The sequence below is a fragment of the Delftia sp. 60 genome (genome assembly GCF_002754395.1).
Taxonomy (GTDB): domain Bacteria; phylum Pseudomonadota; class Gammaproteobacteria; order Burkholderiales; family Burkholderiaceae_C; genus Comamonas; species Comamonas acidovorans.
On sequence record NZ_PEFD01000001.1, the window covers coordinates 998,476 to 1,015,433 of the forward strand.

General features: G+C 66.6%; 13 protein-coding genes and 2 pseudogenes. 9 read left to right on the forward strand and 6 right to left on the reverse strand.

Translation table 11 applies throughout. The features are described from left to right. Window positions 1-11: 11 nt before the first annotated feature. Window positions 12-932 carry an aromatic amino acid DMT transporter YddG gene (gene yddG / locus CLV01_RS04515; RefSeq protein ID WP_099735225.1) on the forward strand — a complete coding sequence of 307 codons (921 nt, stop codon included), beginning with the start codon at window positions 12-14 and terminating at the stop codon, window positions 930-932. Here the strand turns inward: yddG and recX are convergent. Both recX and recA read right to left on the reverse strand, forming a co-directional pair. Then, window positions 929-1,404: pseudogene (recX, locus tag CLV01_RS04520) on the reverse strand (recombination regulator RecX). The gene yddG and the pseudogene recX sit on opposite strands and share 4 nt — an antisense overlap. Window positions 1,405-1,606: 202 nt before the next feature. Next, a complete protein-coding gene (recA, locus tag CLV01_RS04525; protein WP_012202806.1) occupies window positions 1,607-2,710 on the reverse strand; it encodes a recombinase RecA in 1,104 nt (367 codons plus the stop codon). A 147-nt stretch (window positions 2,711-2,857) separates the two neighbouring features. Here recA and CLV01_RS04530 point away from each other — a divergent pair, with 147 nt between their 5' ends. The 3 genes from CLV01_RS04530 (at window position 2,858) to CLV01_RS04540 (ending at window position 5,729) form a co-directional block, all read left to right on the forward strand. Beyond that, window positions 2,858-3,358: a MarR family winged helix-turn-helix transcriptional regulator gene (locus CLV01_RS04530; RefSeq protein ID WP_012202807.1), complete on the forward strand. Its 501-nt coding sequence runs from the start codon at window positions 2,858-2,860 to the stop codon at window positions 3,356-3,358. 99 nt (window positions 3,359-3,457) lie between these two features. Then, a complete protein-coding gene (locus CLV01_RS04535; protein WP_012202808.1) occupies window positions 3,458-4,132 on the forward strand; it encodes a response regulator in 675 nt (224 codons plus the stop codon). Window positions 4,133-4,226: 94 nt separating this feature from the next. Further along, entirely contained in the window at window positions 4,227-5,729 is a 1,503-nt protein-coding gene (locus CLV01_RS04540; RefSeq protein ID WP_034389798.1) for a sensor histidine kinase, read from the forward strand. Here CLV01_RS04540 and CLV01_RS04545 read toward each other — a convergent pair. Further along, window positions 5,686-6,696, reverse strand: coding sequence for a LysR substrate-binding domain-containing protein (locus CLV01_RS04545; protein ID WP_013804575.1), 1,011 nt, complete (start codon window positions 6,694-6,696; stop codon window positions 5,686-5,688). The two genes, CLV01_RS04540 and CLV01_RS04545, sit on opposite strands and share 44 nt — an antisense overlap. Before the next feature lie 109 nt (window positions 6,697-6,805). On the opposite strand from CLV01_RS04545, the gene CLV01_RS04550 reads away from it, so the two are divergent. Together CLV01_RS04550 and CLV01_RS04555 are read left to right on the forward strand one after the other, a co-directional pair. Next, window positions 6,806-7,774: a Bug family tripartite tricarboxylate transporter substrate binding protein gene (locus CLV01_RS04550; RefSeq protein WP_012202811.1), complete on the forward strand. Its 969-nt coding sequence runs from the start codon at window positions 6,806-6,808 to the stop codon at window positions 7,772-7,774. Window positions 7,775-7,949: 175 nt separating this feature from the next. Beyond that, the gene (locus CLV01_RS04555) at window positions 7,950-8,882 is read left to right on the forward strand and encodes an N-formylglutamate amidohydrolase (RefSeq protein WP_099734891.1); all 933 of its coding nucleotides are present in this window, start codon (window positions 7,950-7,952) and stop codon (window positions 8,880-8,882) included. Window positions 8,883-8,957: 75 nt separating this feature from the next. Here the strand turns inward: CLV01_RS04555 and CLV01_RS04560 are convergent. The 3 genes and pseudogenes from CLV01_RS04560 to CLV01_RS04570 form a co-directional block, all read right to left on the reverse strand. Then, window positions 8,958-9,712, reverse strand: a pseudogene (locus CLV01_RS04560) (SPOR domain-containing protein). A 35-nt stretch (window positions 9,713-9,747) separates the two neighbouring features. Next, complete coding sequence (locus CLV01_RS04565; RefSeq protein ID WP_012202814.1) at window positions 9,748-10,578, reverse strand: biotin--[acetyl-CoA-carboxylase] ligase; 831 nt, start codon at window positions 10,576-10,578, stop codon at window positions 9,748-9,750. Continuing rightward, window positions 10,575-11,225 carry an SET domain-containing protein gene (locus CLV01_RS04570; protein ID WP_099734889.1) on the reverse strand — a complete coding sequence of 217 codons (651 nt, stop codon included), beginning with the start codon at window positions 11,223-11,225 and terminating at the stop codon, window positions 10,575-10,577. The genes CLV01_RS04565 and CLV01_RS04570 overlap by 4 nt, the downstream gene beginning before the upstream one ends. 127 nt (window positions 11,226-11,352) lie before the next feature. Here CLV01_RS04570 and CLV01_RS04575 point away from each other — a divergent pair, with 127 nt between their 5' ends. The 3 genes from CLV01_RS04575 (at window position 11,353) to CLV01_RS04590 (ending at window position 16,852) form a co-directional block, all read left to right on the forward strand. Then, a complete protein-coding gene (locus CLV01_RS04575) occupies window positions 11,353-14,265 on the forward strand; it encodes a DNA topoisomerase III (protein ID WP_099734888.1) in 2,913 nt (970 codons plus the stop codon). Window positions 14,266-14,379: 114 nt separating this feature from the next. Next, entirely contained in the window at window positions 14,380-15,159 is a 780-nt protein-coding gene (locus tag CLV01_RS04580) for a tyrosine-protein phosphatase (RefSeq protein ID WP_099735224.1), read from the forward strand. 505 nt (window positions 15,160-15,664) lie between these two features. After that, on the forward strand, window positions 15,665-16,852 hold the full coding sequence (locus CLV01_RS04590; protein WP_099732752.1) for an IS481 family transposase: 1,188 nt from the start codon (window positions 15,665-15,667) through the stop codon (window positions 16,850-16,852). Window positions 16,853-16,958 lie beyond the last annotated feature (106 nt).

A 16,958-nucleotide genomic window follows, 5' to 3' on the forward strand; every position in this document is an offset into this window, starting at 1 on the left:
CAGCCATCGACGTGTCTTCCCTGCAGAACAACTCCCCCGTGGCCGCCGGCCGGGCCACCGCCATCGGACTGCTGGCCGTGGTGTGCTGGAGCTGCACCGTGGGCCTGATGCGCTCGGTGGCCGAGCCGCTGGGCGCCGTGGGCGGCGCAGCCATGCTCTACACGGTCAGCGCACTGTGCGTGGCCGCCGTGCGCGGCCTGCCCGGGCCCTCGCAGTGGCGGGCCATGCATCCGGCCTACTTCTGGGGCTGCGGCCTGCTGTTTGCGGTCTACGAGATCTGCCTGTCGCTGGCGATTGGCCTGGCGCAGGACCGCGCCCAGGCGCTGGAGCTGGGGCTGATCAATTACCTGTGGCCCAGCCTGACCATCGTTTTGGCCGTGCTGCTGCGCCAGCAGCATGCGCGCTGGTGGCTGTGGCCCGGCGTGCTGCTGTGCCTGTGGGGGCTGACGCGCGTGCTGGGCGGCGACTCGCTGCAACTGCGGGGCATGGCGGACCACATGCTGTCCAACCCGCTGGCGTATGGACTGGCTTTTGGCGCGGCCCTGCTGTGGCCCTGCTATTCGCTGGCTGCGCGGCGCTGGGGCGGTGGCCACAATGCCGTGGGCCTTTTCCTGATATGGACCGCGCTGGCGCTGTGGATCAAATGGCTGTGGCTGGGCGGTGAAGGCGGCATGCAATGGTCAGGCACCGTGGTGCTTCAATTGCTGGCCGTGGGCGGGCTCACCGCCCTGGGCTACAGCTGCTGGGAGCACGGCATACAGCACGGGCATCTGGCCGTGATGGCTGCCGCCTCGTACTTCACGCCCGTGTTCTCTGCCTTGCTGGCCAGTGCCTGGCTGCAGGTGCAGCCGGGCTGGGGCTTCTGGCAGGGCGTGGTGCTGGTGACCGTGGGGTCGCTGGTGTGCTGGGGTGCGACCCGGCGCGCAGGCTAGCCTTCGTCCTCTGCTCCTGCGTCCCAGTCTTCGCTGCGCCCCCGCAGCACCTTGCTCGCAATTTCTCCACCAAAACCGCGCGCGGCCAGGAAACGCATCTGCTTAAGTCGTTCCTGCGGTGTGGCCGGTGGTGCGCCGAAGCGCTGGCGCCATACGGCAAGGGCACGCTGCAGTTCGGTGGCGCGCAGTTGCTCTGCGGCGGCGCGCACCAGGCCGTCGTCCAGTCCCTTGTTGCGCAACTCCTGCACCACGCGTGCCGTGCCAAAGCGCGCGGCCTTGCGGTGCAGCACGGACTCGGCCACGCGCTGGGCACTGATGAAGCCGCGCTGCTCCAGCGCGTCGAGCATGGCGCCCAGGTCTTCGCCTTCCTCCACATGGGGGCGAGCTTGCGTTCCAGCTCCAGCCGTGAATGTTCGCGCTGGCCCAGCAGCTTGAGCGCCCGGCCCTTGAGCGACAGCTTGGCGAATCCCATGCGGCAATGTCTCCTGAATCGTCCCGAATAAAAAAGGCCCCCACGCTCCCCTTGCTGCGCAAGGTCCGCTGCCCCCCAAGGGGGCCGCTTTTTTGCCTTGGGGCGTCCCGGCGATAAAAAAGGCGCAGACGTGAGCCTGCGCCAAGATGGCAAACACAGTGTGTGCAGGCGCGGCAGCGCCTGCAGTGAGGGGTCAGGCCGCTCAGGCTTCGATCACGCCGTCCTTGTCGGCCTTGGCCTTGCCCGCCTTGGCGGCCTTGGCTTCGGGGGCATCGCCACCGGCCGTGGGCAGCAGGGCGATGCCCAGGCTGTCGCGCACCTTGTTCTCGATTTCCACGGCCAGGCCGCTGTTCTCGCGCAGGAATTCGCGGGCGTTGTCGCGGCCCTGGCCGATCTTCTCGCCGTTGTAGGCATACCAGGCGCCTGACTTGTCGAGGATCTTGGCGTTGACGCCCATGTCCAGGATTTCACCTTCGCGCGAGATGCCTTCGCCGAAGAGGATGTCGAACTCGGCGGTCTTGAACGGAGGCGAGACCTTGTTCTTGACGACCTTGACCTTGGTCTCGTTGCCGATGGCCTCGTCGCCCTTCTTGATGGTGCCGGTGCGGCGGATGTCCAGGCGGACCGAGGCGTAGAACTTCAACGCATTGCCGCCCGTGGTGGTTTCGGGGCTGCCGAACATCACGCCGATCTTCATGCGGATCTGGTTGATGAAGATGACCATGCAGTTGGTCTTCTTGATGGTGGCTGTCAGCTTGCGCAGCGCCTGGCTCATCAGACGGGCCTGCAGGCCGGGCAGCTGGTCGCCCATCTCGCCTTCGATTTCGGCCCGGGGTGTGAGGGCGGCCACCGAGTCCACGACGATCATGTCCACGGCGCCCGAGCGCACCAGGCTGTCCACGATTTCCAGGGCCTGCTCGCCGGTATCGGGCTGGCTGATCAGCACTTCGTTGAGGTTCACGCCCAGCTTCTGGGCGTAGCTGGTGTCCAGTGCGTGCTCGGCGTCGATGAAGGCGCAGGTGCCGCCCTGCTTTTGCATTTCGGCGATGACCTGCAGCGTCAGCGTGGTCTTGCCCGAGGATTCAGGGCCGTAGATCTCGATCACGCGGCCACGGGGCAGGCCGCCAACGCCCAGGGCGATGTCCAGGCCCAGCGAGCCGGTGGAGACGACCTGGATGTCCTGGATGGCTTCGCCTTCACCCAGGCGCATGATCGTGCCCTTGCCGAACTGCTTTTCGATCTGGGCGAGTGCGGCCTGCAGGGCCTTGGCTTTTTCACTGTTGGCGGTGGTGACGGCGGTGTTCATGCGGACTCCTGGGTTGGCTGGGGTTTCAGCTCTGTATTTGCATTCAGGCTGGATGCTTGAACAGTAGTTTATGGGCTTGTTGGTTTGTTTTGTTGGTGTTTTTAGTCAGTTTTCCTGACTTGTTGGATTTGCCTCCACAATGCATCCATGAGTGAGTTTTCCCCCGTCACGCCGCCCGCCGATGCCTGGCGCCAGACCCACCTGGGCCGCCTGCTCGGCCATGCCATGCGGCGGTTCGACGCGCGTGTGCTGCAGCTCATGGCGCGCGATGTGGAGGTGCCGCTTGCGCTGTCCAATCTTGCGGCGCGCGACAAGGTGGGGGCTGCCCACATCCACATCACGCGGCATCTGTCGCTGGCTGGCGACAGGCTCACCGACCTGGCCGAGCGCGCTGGCATGACCAAGCAGTCCATGGGCGACCTGGTGGCCCAGTGCGAGGCCTGGGGCCTGGTCACGCGCGAAAGCGACGAGCGCGATGCGCGCGCACGCCGCATCCGCTTCACGCCTGCGGGCCTGGCATGGCTGCAGGCCTTCCATGACGCCGTGTCCCAGGCCGAGGCCGAGTTCCGCGAGGAAGTCGGCGACGACATCGCCACCGTGGTGGCGCTGGGGCTGGAGGCCTATGCGGGCGGCGGCTCACTCGGGTAAGGTCCCTGCCCGTGGGGCGGGGCGCATCCTAGAATCCTAGGAATCAAAGACGCGCATTTCCAACATCCAGAGCGCGTCTGTATTTCAGGAGACAACCCCATGCGCATTCTGATTGCCGAAGACGACCAGGTCCTGGCCGATGGTCTGCTGCGCAGCCTGCGCGGCTCGGGCGCCGTGGTCAGCCATGTGGCCAACGGCAGCGAGGCCGATACCGCGCTGATGACCAGCAGCGAGTTCGACCTGCTCATCCTGGACCTGGGCCTGCCCAAGATGCACGGGCTTGAAGTGCTCAAGAAGCTGCGCGGCCGGGGCGATGCGCTGCCGGTGCTCATCCTCACGGCGGCCGACAGCGTGGAAGAGCGCGTGCAGGGGCTGGACTACGGCGCCGACGACTACATGGCCAAGCCGTTTGCGCTGTCCGAGCTGGAGGCGCGTGTGCGCGCTCTCACGCGGCGCGGCATGGGTGGCGCCAGCAGCACCATCAAGCACGGCCCCCTGGTCTACGACCAGGCCGGCCGCGTGGCCACCATTGACGGCAAGATGGTCGAGCTGTCGGCGCGCGAGCTGGGCCTGCTGGAAGTGCTGCTGCAGCGTGCGGGCCGGCTGGTCAGCAAGGACCAGTTGGTCGAGCGCCTGTGCGAATGGGGCGACGAGGTCAGCAACAACGCCATCGAGGTCTATATCCACCGCCTGCGCAAGAAGATAGAGCGCGGCCCCATCCGCATCGCCACCGTGCGCGGCCTGGGCTACTGCCTTGAGAAGATCGCTTCCTGAGGCCGCTGCCCTGGCTGTCAGGCCCGGGTTGGCTTGCCTGCGCATAGTGGCGGATGCCACGGGGCCGTGAACCCGTCGTGAGGGCTGCCCGCCGATGAAAATCTTCCAGCGTGAACAGCGCTCACTGTTCGGCGAGATCCTTGACTGGATGCTCACGCCGCTGCTGCTGCTGTGGCCCGTGAGCCTGGCGCTGACCTGGCTGGTGGCCCAGGGCCTTGCCAACAAGCCGTTCGATCGCGCGCTGGAGTACAACGCCCAGGCGCTGGCGCAGCTGGTGATGGTGCAGCAGGGCAAGGTGCTGTTCAACCTGCCGCAATCGGCCAGCGAGATCCTGCGCGCCGACGAGTCGGACACCGTGTATTTCCAGGTGCTGGGCGTAAAGGGCGAATACCTGGCCGGCGAGCGCGATCTGCCGCTGCCGCCCGAGTCCGACGATCCGCCATCCGGCGATCTATCGCCCGGCGGTGCACCGACCGGCGGCGCCGTGCAGCTGCGCGATGCGGAGTTTCGCGGCATTGACCTGCGCGTGGCCCATGTCTGGGTGCGCATGCCCCTGCCCGACGAGCCCCAGGCCCTGGTCCAGGTGGCCGAGACGCGCGAAAAGCGCAGCGTGCTGGCCACGGAAATCATCAAGGGCGTGATGCTGCCGCAGTTCGTCATCCTGCCCCTGGCCGCCTTGCTGGTGTGGCTGGCGCTGGCGCGCGGCATCAAGCCGCTGCACCGGCTGGAGGAGCGCATCCGCGCGCGCCGGCCCGAGGACCTCTCGCCCATCAACCACAAGGACGTGCCGCTGGAAGTCGTGCCGCTGGTGGACTCGGTCAACGACCTGCTGGGGCGGCTCGGTGATTCGCTGGCCACGCAAAAGCGCTTTCTGGCCGACGCGGCCCACCAGCTCAAGACACCGCTGGCCGGGCTGCGCATGCAGGCCGAACTGGCCCAGCGCGAGGGCGTGAGCACGGAGGAGTTGCGGCAGTCCCTGGCCCAGATCGCGCGCTCCAGCATCCGCGCCACGCACACGGTGAACCAGTTGCTGGCGCTGGCGCGCGCCGAGAGCGCCGGCGTGGGCCGCGGCCTGGCCATGCAGCCCTGCAACCTGGTGCGCATCGTCACCGACGTGGTGCGCGACTGCCTGCCGCGCGCCATGGACAAGCATGTGGACCTGGGATACGACGGCGCCGAGTCATCAGCCACCGGCGTCTGGCTGCAGGGCAACGCCACGCTGCTGACGGAGCTGGTGCGCAACCTCGTGGACAACGCCATCAACTACACGCCTTCCAGCAGCAGCCGGCCCGGCATGGTCACGGTGCGCGTGCTGGCCGATCCCTTCGGTCAGGTCCTGTTGCTGCAGGTGGAGGATTCGGGACCGGGCGTGCCCGAGGCCGAGCGCGAGCTGGTGTTCCAGCCGTTCTACCGCGTGCTGGGCTCGGAGGCCGATGGCTCGGGCCTGGGCCTGCCCATCGTGCTGGAGATCGCGCGCCAGCATGGCGCCCAGGTGGTGCTGGAAGATGCGCATCCGGGCCAGCAGCCGCCGGGTGCGCGTTTCAGCGTGCGCTTCAAGGCGCTGCGCTCGCCGCCGTCGCCCAAGCCTGCGGCATAGGTGGCGGGGCTTCCCCGGCTGCCGCAGATTCCCCGGGAGCCACAGGCGCCACCGCGATCCGTCCCGGCGTCTGCGCGGCATGGTCCACCAGCCAGTTGCGGAAGATGCCCAGGGTGCCGTGGTTGGCGCGGTCGGCCGGATAGCACAGCCAGTAGCCCAGGGCGCTCTGGTAGCCGTGCTGGGGCAGGGGCTCGTTCACCAGGCCGGCCGCGATCTCGTCCTGCACCAGGCAGCGCGGCACCAGGGCGATGCCCATGCCGGCCATCACGGCGCGGATGATGGTCTGGAACTGGTCGAACTGCGGGCCCGCAAGGGGGCTGATGCCGTTGACGCCATGGGCCTCGCTCCAGCGCGCCCAGGCATCGGGAATGGTCACATGGCGCAGCCGGGTGCAGCGCGCCACGTCCTGTGGGGTGGTGATGCGTGCCTCGGGGCCTGCGCCACGCGGCGGTGCGATCAGGGCCACCTGGCGGCCCACCAGATAGTGGGCATGCGCGCCATTCCAGTGCCCGTCGCCAAACAAAATTGCGCAGTCCAGCCCCGGACTGTCAAATTGGTAGCTGTGTACGTAGGGTACAAAGTGCAGCGTGATCTGTGGATAGCGCTGCTGAAACTGGGGCAGCCTGGGGATCAGCCACTTGGCCGCGAAAGTCGGCAGCGATGACAGGTGCAGCGCGCCTCGGCTGTCATCGCTGGTGATGAGTTCGAGGGTGGCTGCCTCCAGCTGGCCCAGCAGGGCGCGCACTGCGCGCTCATAGCGCTCGCCCGCGGGCGTCAGCCTCAAGCGCTTGCGCTCGCGTTCGAACAGCGGCACGCCCACCCATTTCTCCAGCTCCTGGATCTGCTTGCTGACTGCGCTTTGCGTCAGGTGCAAGGCTTCGGCCGCGCGCGAGACGCCCCCGAAGCGCACCACGGTGGAGAAAGCGCGCAGCAGATGCGTGGGCGGGTTGAGGCGGCGCAAACTCATGACAGGGATATGATGAAAGTATTCCTGTTTGGAATATTAACAGGCACAGTATTTGCTTTTTTTGTGAGCAGATTTCTTTTAATCTGAACTTGTTTGTAAGAAAGATCCTATGCAACGACGTCATTTCCTTGCTTCCATCGCCGCTTCTTCTGTCGTTCCTGGAATGTCCTTCGCCCAGGACACCTCCCGTCCCCTGCGCATCGTCGTTCCGTTCCCTGCTGGTGGCTCCACCGACATGGTCCCGCGCAACATGCAGGACGTGCTGCCCAAGCTGCTGGGCGGCCAGGCCGTGGTGATCGAGAACAAGGCCGGCGCTGGCGGCTCCATCGGCATGGCCGAAGTGGCGCGTGCCACCGACGGCGTGACCTTCGGCATCGCCACGCTGTCCACGCACGGCGTGAACCCCGCCGTGTTCAAGAAGCTGCCCTACGACGCCATCAACGATTTCGTCGGCGTGACCGAGATCGTCAAGGCGCCTGGCGTGATCGTGATCAACCCCAAGCTGGTGCCCGCCAACAACTTCGCCGAGTTCGTGAAGTACCTGAAGGCCAACCCCGGCAAGGTCAGCTTCGCAACACCCGGCAACGGCACCATCGGCCACATGTGGGGCGCCCAGTTCATGAAGAGCACGGGCACCGAGATGCAGCACATCCCCTACCGCGGTGCAGGCCCGGCCATCAACGACGTGCTCGGTGGCCAGGTTCCCGTGTACTTCGACCAGGTGGCTTCCTCGCTGCCCCACATCAAGGGCGGCAAGGTCAAGGCCCTGGCCGTGTCCTGGCATGAGCGCCTGGACGTGCTGCCCGACGTGCAGACCTACGCCGAAGCCGGCCATGCCGACCTGAATGATCCTTCGTGGTTCGGCCTGGTGGCCCCCAAGAGCACCCCGCCCGAGCAGATCGCCCGCGTGCAAAAGGCCATCGCGGCCGCGCTCAAGGACCCGGCCGTGCAAAAGCGCATGGCGGCCCAGGGCCTGTACATCTCCGGCACCAGCAGCGACGCTTTCACCAAGCAGATCGCCAGCGAAGTCGCCAAGATGAAGAAGATTGCCGCCACGGCCCAGATCCAGCTGGATTAAAGGCTCCCCCTGAGGCGCTTCGCGCCTTCCCCCTCTCTCGCTTCGCGGGAGGGGGACGACGCCCTCGCTGCGGGGCGGCCCTTGCTCGGCGTCCCTGGCCTGGGACGCGCCAGTTTCATGGCGGGCTGGCCGCAGCGCAGCGGTGCAATGCGTAACCGAGATAGACCACTTCCTCATGCATCCCGTCCTGCGACTGATCAGTCAGAACTTCCTGCAATCCCTGCCCGGCGTGGCAGGCTCCGGCGCGGCCGATGCCGCGCCGCCCATGGTCACCAGCGTTGCCGGCGCCAGTGCCGTGGTGCTGGACTCGCCGCACAGCGGCACGGTCTACCCGACGGACTTCGGCTCCTGCCTGCCGCTGGCCACGCTGCGCCAAGCCGAGGACACGCATGTGGAGAAGATCTACGCCTTTGCGCCGGGCCTGGGCGTGAGCTGGGTGGAGGCGCATTTCCCGCGCATCTACCTGGACGCCAACCGCGACACCACCGAGATCGACACCACCATGATCGAGGGCGAGTGGCCGCTGCCCGTCACCACCGACCAGGTCGTGCTGCAGAAGGTGCGCCTGGGCAAGGGCCTGATCTGGAAGTTCACCGATGAGGGCGTGCCCATCTATGACCGCCAGCTGCCCGCCGCTGAACTGCTGCAGCGCATCGAGCGCTGCTGGAAGCCCTACCACGCCGCCGTGGAGCGCGCCATCGACGGCGCCCATGCGCGCCATGGCTACAGCATCCATATCAACTGCCACTCCATGCCTTCCGTCGCAGCCAGCCATGCCACGCTGCACCCGGGCCTGGTCCATGCCGACTTCGTCATCGGCGACCGCGACGGCAGCACGGCCAGCCCGGCGCTGTCCGAGCGCATCTGCGCCTTCCTGCGCGAGCGCGGCTACAGCGTGGACTACAACCATCCCTACAAGGGCGTGGAGCTGGTGCGCCGCTACGGCAAGCCCGCCGAGCACCGCCACAGCATCCAGATCGAGATCAACCGCAAGCTCTACATGAACGAGCAGACCCTGGACCTCGACCAGGCCGGCTACCTGCGCCTGACCACCGACCTGAAGGTGCTGGTGGAGCAGCTGATGGCCACCGATCCGCGTACGCTCTGAAGCCTCTGCGAGTGAAATGCAAAAGGCCCGCGATCACAGGATCGCGGGCCTTTTTTCATCGTGCCCTGGCGGGGCTCAGCAGGGCCTGAACGGCTTGCCCTCGAAGGCCTTGCCGCCCATGGACTCGACCTGGCTGCGCAGCGCGGGCGTGGCCTGGGGAAGGCGCAGCGTGTAGAGGGTGATGTCGGGGCGCTCCTGCACCACGCGGGCCGTGCGCACGCCCTGGCGCGCAACGTTGGTCAGCTCGCGCGTGGCCGCTTCCTCGGAGGAGAAGCGGCCCAGCGACAGGCCGGGCTCCAGCGCGCTGCCTGCGCGGTCGAAGTCGATCTTGCGTGCACGCAGTTCCGCGCGCTTGCGCTCCAGGAACTCGGCATCGGGGAACTTGCCCATGTAGACCATCCAGCGGCCCGGCTGGTGCGTGCTGCTCAGGTCCCACTGGTCGCTGGCGACCTGGGCGATGAGGCCGCGGCGCAGCGCCTCGGCATGGCGGTCTTCGATGCCCGTGGCCACCAGGCAGCTGGTGGGCTGGCCCGCGGCTTTCTCGGGGCGAGCCGGTGCGGCGGGTTCCTCGCCACTGGCCGGTGCCGCAGGAGCCGCAGGTGCTGCGGGTGCCGCAGGGGATGCAGGAGCCGTGGCCTGGGTGGCCGAGGAAGGGGCGGCGCGTTGTCCACACTCAGCAGGCTCAGCGCCTCCGGGCGCACCTGCTGGCCCAGGCGCTCGGGCTCGGTCTGGGATGGCGGTGCCAGGCCCAGGGCCTGGAGCTGGCCGTGGTTCCAGAGGTAGTAGCCGGCATTGGCCAGCACCAGCAGCAGGAAGGCGATTCGCAGCATGTCGTTTCTTGGGCCCTAGTGATGAGTCACCCGCCCTAGCCTACAGCAGCCGGGCGCACGCTGATCTCCGAGCTGGTGATGGCCTGCAGGCCGCGCGCCGTGCGCACCAGCAGCGCGCCATCGGGGCCCACGCCCTCGGCCGTGCCGCTTTCGCCATCGCTGAGATTGACGGCGCGGCCACGCAGCAGGTCGCGCTGGGCAAAGCGCTCCACCAGCGGCGCAAAGCCCTGGGCGGCAAAGGTCTGGATGTCGGAGACCAGGCCCGGCAGCACGCAGGCCAGGGCGGTGGGCGCGTCCAGGCGTTCGTCCAGCTCCAGCAGGCTGGCCGGGGGCGTGCGCATGCCGTCGCCGGGGCGCGGGCGCACGTTCAGGCCGATGCCCACGACCACGTAGCGCGGCGTGCCGGGTTCATGCGCGGCGCTGCCGACAAAGCTGGCCGTCTCGATCAGGATGCCGCCGAGCTTGCGGTCGCCGTCGATCCACAGGTCGTTGGGCCATTTGAGGCCGATGCGCGGGCGCTGCGAGCCCGGGGCGGGCAATTGCGGCTGCAGGCTTTGCGCCACGCTCAGGCCCACGGCCAGCGACAGGCCGGACCAGTCGGCAGGCGCCAGCGGCATGCCCAGCGAGAAGGTCAGCGAATCGCCCACGCCGCTGGTCCACTGGCGGCCCAGCCGGCCCCGGCCGGCGGTCTGCACTTCGGTCACCAGCAGCACGGGTTCGTTGCGGCCATCGCGGGCACGCGCCATCAACTCGGTATTGGTCGAGCCGATGCTGGGCACGATTTCCACGGAAAAGCCCGGCAGTTGCGGCTCGATGGCCTGCCACAGCGATTCCGCAGGCCAGTGAATGGGGGACGATGCCATCATGCGCCGGCCTTTGTGGAGGATTTGCGGGATTTTTTCCTTGGCTTTTGGGGGGCCTTTTCCAAATGCTTTTCCGCTTTGACCTGCTGCTTTTTGGCCCGCTTTGTCTTTTCAGATTGTTCCGATGCCGGCTTTGCGCTGGCCGGCAATGCATCGCCGGGCATGGGCGGGCGCCAGCCGCGCTTGGGCGCCAGCAGCGTGCCGCGGCAGGTGGCCGCGCCGCACCAGCATGGATACTCGGCCTTCAGCTTCCTGGTGTAGGGTTCGTCGATGATCAGGCCGTAGTCGTAGCTCAGCTCCTCGCCGGCGGCGATGTTGCGCAGCGCGACGATGAAAATCCGGCCATCGCGCTCATCGGTGTAGCAATTGGGAGCGCAGCTGTGGTTGATCCAGCGCGACGAGTTGCCGCCATAGTTGGCGTCGATCACGCGGTCTTCGTCCACGTGGAAGTAGAAGGTATGGTTGGGCTGGCTGGGGTCGTGCGGATGCCGGTCCTGGGCCTCCTGCCAGCTGACGATTTCCCCTACGTACTCGACAAGGACCTCGCCTTCGGCAAGATCCTGCGCGGCGAAGACGCCCTTGCCATGGACACCCGAGCGGCGGGTCTGGATACGGCGGCCGCCGGAAGGGGCCAAAGCTGTGCGGGGCATGTTTTCTCTGATAACTTGAATAGGCACACATGCGCGTGCGCGTACACGTACGTACACGCGTGAGCCATGGATTGTAGAAGCGCAGGCTGCGACATGCAGGTCCTGCGGGGAATGACGAGTACACACAATGACAAAGACCCTGGTGATTGCTGAGAAGCCTTCGGTCGCGCAGGACATCGTCCGCGCGTTGACTCCGGTGGCGGGCAAATTCGACAAGCACGATGAATACTTCGAGAGCGAGCACTACGTCGTGACCAGCGCCGTGGGCCACCTGGTGGAAATCCAGGCGCCCGAGGAATTCGACGTCAAGCGCGGCAAATGGAGTTTTGCCAACCTGCCGGTGATTCCGCCGTATTTCGACCTCAAGCCCGTGGACAAGACCAAGAGCCGGCTCAATGCCGTGGTCAAGCTGGCCAAGCGCAAGGATGTCACCGAACTCATCAACGCCTGCGACGCGGGCCGCGAGGGTGAGCTGATCTTCCGCCTGATCGAGCAGTACGCCGCAGGCGCCAAGCCCGACGGCAAGGGCCTGGGCAAGCCGGTCAAGCGCCTGTGGCTGCAGTCCATGACGCCGCAGGCCATCCGCGACGGCTTCCAGAACCTGCGCAGCGATGCGCAGATGCTGGGCCTGGCCAGCGCCGCGCGCAGCCGCTCCGAGGCCGACTGGCTGGTGGGCATCAACGGCACGCGCGCCATGACGGCCTTCAATTCTCGCGATGGCGGCTTCTTCCTGACCACCGTGGGCCGCGTGCAGACGCCCACGCTGTCCCTGGTGGTGGAGCGCGAGGAAAAGATCCGCAAGTTCGTGAGCCGCGACTACTGGGAAGTGCATGCCGCCTTCGATGCGCAGGCCGGCCAGTACCTGGGCAAGTGGTTCGATCCCCAATGGAAGAAGAGCGAGGATGCGGAAGCCCGCGCCGACCGCATCTGGAACCAGCGCGACGCCCAGGCCATTGCCGACGCCGTGCGCGGCAAGCCGGCCCAGGTCACCGAGGAGTCCAAGCCCACGTCCCAGGCCAGCCCGCTGCTGTTCGACCTGACCAGCCTGCAGCGCGAGGCCAACGGCAAGTTCGGCTTCTCGGCCAAGACCACGCTGTCGCTGGCGCAAAGCCTGTACGAGCGCCACAAGGCCCTGACCTACCCGCGTACCGACTCGCGTGCCCTGCCCGAGGACTACGTGCCCGTGGCGCACCAGACCTTCGCCATGCTGGCCGGCAGCGGCATGCGCCACCTGGCGCCCTTTGCCCAGCAGGCGCTGGACGAGAACTATGTGCGCCCGACCAAGCGCATCTTCGACAACAGCAAGGTGTCGGATCACTTTGCCATCATCCCGACCACGCAGGCGCCCAGCGGCCTGTCCGAGGCCGAGCAAAAGCTCTATGACCTCGTCGTGCGCCGCTTCATGGCCGTGTTCTTCCCCAGCGCCGAGCACCAGGTGACCACGCGCATCAGCAAGGTCGAGCAGCACAGCTTCAAGACCGAAGGCAAGATCCTGGTCAAGCCCGGCTGGCTGGCCATCTACGGCAAGGAAGCCGCCAACGAGGTCGAAGGCGGCAAGGACGGCGACAAGGGCCAGCCCCTGGTCGCGGTGCAGCCCGGCGAGCAGCCGCGCGCCGGCCAGGTCGATCCCAAGGGCCTCAAGACCAAGCCGCCCGCGCGCTACTCCGAAGCCACGCTGCTGGGCGCCATGGAAAGCGCCGGCAAGCAGGTCGAGGACGACGAGCTGCGCGAGGCCATGCAGGAAAAGGGCCTGGGCACGCCTGCCACGCGCGCGGCCATCATCGAAGGCCTGCTGACCGAAAAGTACATGCTGCGCGAAGGCCGTGAGCTGATTCCCACGGCCAAGGCCTTCCAGCTCATGACCCTACTGCGCGGCCTGGGCGTGGAAGAACTCTCGCGCGCCGACCTCACCGGCGAATGGGAGTACAAGCTGGCGCAGATGGAAAAGGGCCAGCTCTCGCGCGATGCCTTCATGCAGCAGATCCAGTCCATGACGGAAAAGCTGGTCAAGAAGGCCAAGGAATACGACCGGGACACCGTGCCCGGCGACTACGCCACCCTGTCCACGCCTTGCCCCAACTGCGGCGGCGTGGTCAAGGAGAACTACCGCCGCTACGGCTGCACGGGAAGCGACGGACAGGGCGCGGGCTGCGGCTTCTCGTTCACCAAGTCGCCTGCAGGCCGCACCTTCGAGACGGCCGAGGCCGAGCAACTGCTGCGCGACCGCCGCCTGGGCCCGCTGGACGGCTTTCGCTCCAAGGCCGGCTGGCCCTTCGTGGCCGAGGTCACCATCGTGCACGATGAGGAAGGCGGCAACTACAAGCTCGAGTTCGACTTTGGCGACGACGCCGCCTCCGAAGACACGGGCGAGCTGGTGGACTTTGCCAGCCAGCAATCGCTGGGCCCCTGCCCCAAGTGCGGCGCGCCGGTCTTCGAGCACGGCAGCAACTACGTCTGCGCCAAGGCCGTGCCCACGCTGGCCCAGGCCACGCCCAGCTGCGACTTCAAGAGCGGCCAGATCATCCTGCAGCAGCCCATAGAGCGCGAGCAGATGCAAAAGCTGCTGCAGACCGGCAAGACCGACCTGCTGGACAAGTTCGTCTCCAACCGCACGCGCCGCAGCTTCAAGGCCTTCCTGGTCTGGGATGGCGCGGCCGGCAAGGTGAACTTCGAGTTCGAGCAGCGCGACAGCAAGTACCCGCCGCGCAAGACGGCGGCCGCCAAGAGCGCGCCGGCCAAGAAGGCGCCTGCCAAGAAAGCCGCGGCCAAGACCACGGCAAAGACGGCCACCAAGACCGCGCGCAAGCCGGTTGCCGGCACGCTGCAGCCCAGCGCGGCCCTGGCCGCCGTCATCGGCGAAGGCACGGTGGCGCGTACCGAGGTGGTCAAGAAGCTGTGGGAATACGTCAAGGCCCAGAACCTGCAGGACCCCAAGGACAAGCGCGTCATCCGCGCCGATGACAAGCTGCGGCCCGTCTTCGGCAAGGACAGTGTGAACATGTTCGAGCTGGCCGGCATCGTGGGCAAGCATCTGGCGTAAGGCGCCTGCCTGACCTGATCCTGCGACCCGCTTCTGCACCTTGCCGGAGCGGGTCGCCGGCCTGACACGGGGACAACACATGCTTGGGCTAATCTAGCGGGCATGGATACCGAAATGCTCACCCCGGCAGCGGCTGCCGCCGCTGCTTCCTCCCCGGCGCCCTCGCGCTCCATCCGCCTGGACGGCGCCTCCAACTTCCGAGACCTCGGTGGCTACGCGGGCCTGGATGGCCGGCGCGTGCGCTGGCGCACGCTGTTCCGTGCTGACCACCTGGCCGGCCTCAGCGCGGCGGACCTGGACGTGCTGCAGGGCCTGAAGCTCGCGCGCAGCGCGGACTTCCGGGGCAAGATGGAAAGCGCCCACCTGGCCTACGAATGGCCGGGCATTGCCCGCCATGCGCTCATCGTCGAGCCCACCGTGGTGCAGCGCGCCAGCGCCCTGATTGCCGCAGGCAATGACCTCACGGCCGCCCATGCCGAGGAGCTGATGCAGGACACCTACCGCAGCTTCGTGCACGACTACGCACCACGCTTTGCACAGCTGTTCCAACTGCTGCTGGACAGCCAGGACCCGCTGGTCTTCCACTGCACGGCCGGCAAGGACCGCACGGGCTGGGCCGCCGCCCTGCTGCTCACCGCGCTGGGCGTGGACGAGGACACCGTGATGCAGGACTACCTGCTGACCAACCAGCTCTACCAGCGCCCCGCCACCACCTTCGCTCCCATGCCGGCCGAGGTGATGGATGTGCTGTGGCGCGTGCAGGCGTCTTACCTGGCGGCGGCCACCGACATGGTGCGGGCCGACTTCGGAGGGATGGAGGGGTATCTGCGGGATGCGCTGGGCATCGACAGCGCTGCACGCGAGCGGCTGGCTGCGCTTTACCTGGAAGGGTGATTACCTTCGCTCACGGGGCGGCGGGTTGGCGCGGCTAACATGGGCTGTGCCGGTCGGTTACGCCGGAGATGAAGGAGATTGCGATGAAGTACGGCATGCGTGGGCTGGCCGCGATGGTGCTGGTGGCCCTGAGTGTGGGGCTGGCTGGTTGCGCGGGCGGGGTGCCTGGGGATGTTTCGGGGAGCCAGGCGTCCAGTGGCAGTGGGGTGACGGTGTTTGGGACTGTGGATGCCAATGTGAGTCATACGCGGACTTCGCGGTGACTTGGTTTCTTGCCTGATCTGGGCTGATCTTCTGGACTGATTTTTGCTGCTTGCCTTTGCGGCGGGCAGGAGCCGGGTTTCGGCCCGGCGGCCGACTCCCTTTCTTATCGCGCGATAAGAAAGGAAGCAAAGAAGCGCGCCCCGGTACGACTCACACTCATAGGTGACACATCAGTACAAGGACATGGGTAACAGATCCAAGCTTGGCAGCTGTAGCCAACAGCAGCCAAGGAGCGATCACCATGCCCTGGAAGGAGTGCGCACCCATGGACGAGAAACTGCTCTTCATAGCCGACCATCTGCGCAGTGGCGTGCCGCTGAGCGAGCTGTGCAGGCGCTACGGCATCAGCCGCAAGACGGCCTACAAGTGGGTTGAGCGTTACCGCCAACTGGGCATGGATGGATTGCAAGAACGCAGTCGCAGGCCCCACGGGAACAATCAGGCGATCAGCTATGCACAGCGCCGGGCCATCATTGAGCTGCGCACGCAGCAAAGGTCACAGATGGGGCCCAAGAAGCTGCACGCTTTGCTCCTGCAGCGTTGGGGCCCACAGGAGACACCCAGCAAAACCACCATCTACAACGTGCTGAAGGCTGAGGGGCTTGTTTGCAGCAGGCGTGTACGCAGACGCTCGGTGCCTACGGCCCAGCCCTTGCGAACGAGCAAGCAGCCCAATGGGGTGTGGAGTGCAGACTACAAAGGCCAGTTCAAGACAGCCGATGGTCACTGGTGCTATCCATTGACCATCATGGACCACGCCAGCCGCTATTTGCTGGCCGTGCATGTCTACGACAGCCCCAACTACGAGGATGCCAAACGCAGCTTCGAACAGGTGTTTCGGCAATACGGACTGCCCGAGCGCATACGCAGTGACAACGGTCCGCCGTTCGCGACTACTGGCGTGGCGGGCCTGTCACGCCTGGCGATATGGTGGATAAGGCTGGGCATCAGGCCGGAGCGCATCGAGAGGGGCAAGCCACAGCAAAACGGTCGCCACGAGCGGATGCACCGCACGCTCAAGCATGCCCTGGGCAAAGAGCCTGCGGCGGACAAAGCGGCATTGCAGATGCAGCTCGATGCCTTTGTGGAGCACTACAACCAGCAGCGCCCGCATGAGGCCTTGCAGCAAAGCATGCCGGCCCAGCATTACAGCGACTCGGCCAGGCCATACCCCTCAAAGCTACCGGAGCTGCAGTACCCGAAGCATTGGGAACGAGTTCGAGTCAGCCACAACGGCCTGATTTACTGGCGAGCGCTGCGGGTCTACATCGGCTACCTGCTGGCGGGGCAGTGGATCGGGATGCAGGAGGTGGCCGCTGGCCAGTGGGATGTGTATCTGGGGCCGGTGCGACTGGGCTGCTTCAACGAAGAGGATGTGCGAGGACCCCAGAAGGACTATGTGAGCTTGAAGTGTTACCCATGTCTGTGAGCTGAGTTGTTACCCATGTCCTTGACACGTACACCCCGCACTGCCCACGACCCTTCGCTTCGCTACGGGCGACCTGCGTTGGGCGGGATGCGGGGTGTGCCGCAGA

Coding starts and splice junctions, on each gene's coding strand:
- CLV01_RS04540 (WP_034389798.1), top strand. CDS start 4,227: ATGAAAATCTTCCAGCGTGAACAGCGCTCACTGTTCGGCGAGATCCTT.
- CLV01_RS04535 (WP_012202808.1), top strand. CDS start 3,458: ATGCGCATTCTGATTGCCGAAGACGACCAGGTCCTGGCCGATGGTCTG.
- CLV01_RS04550 (WP_012202811.1), top strand. CDS start 6,806: ATGCAACGACGTCATTTCCTTGCTTCCATCGCCGCTTCTTCTGTCGTT.
- CLV01_RS04545 (WP_013804575.1), bottom strand. CDS start 6,696: ATGAGTTTGCGCCGCCTCAACCCGCCCACGCATCTGCTGCGCGCTTTC.
- CLV01_RS04565 (WP_012202814.1), bottom strand. CDS start 10,578: ATGATGGCATCGTCCCCCATTCACTGGCCTGCGGAATCGCTGTGGCAG.
- CLV01_RS04570 (WP_099734889.1), bottom strand. CDS start 11,225: ATGCCCCGCACAGCTTTGGCCCCTTCCGGCGGCCGCCGTATCCAGACC.
- CLV01_RS04590 (WP_099732752.1), top strand. CDS start 15,665: ATGCCCTGGAAGGAGTGCGCACCCATGGACGAGAAACTGCTCTTCATA.
- recA (WP_012202806.1), bottom strand. CDS start 2,710: ATGAACACCGCCGTCACCACCGCCAACAGTGAAAAAGCCAAGGCCCTG.
- CLV01_RS04555 (WP_099734891.1), top strand. CDS start 7,950: ATGCATCCCGTCCTGCGACTGATCAGTCAGAACTTCCTGCAATCCCTG.
- CLV01_RS04530 (WP_012202807.1), top strand. CDS start 2,858: ATGAGTGAGTTTTCCCCCGTCACGCCGCCCGCCGATGCCTGGCGCCAG.
- CLV01_RS04575 (WP_099734888.1), top strand. CDS start 11,353: ATGACAAAGACCCTGGTGATTGCTGAGAAGCCTTCGGTCGCGCAGGAC.
- CLV01_RS04580 (WP_099735224.1), top strand. CDS start 14,380: ATGCTCACCCCGGCAGCGGCTGCCGCCGCTGCTTCCTCCCCGGCGCCC.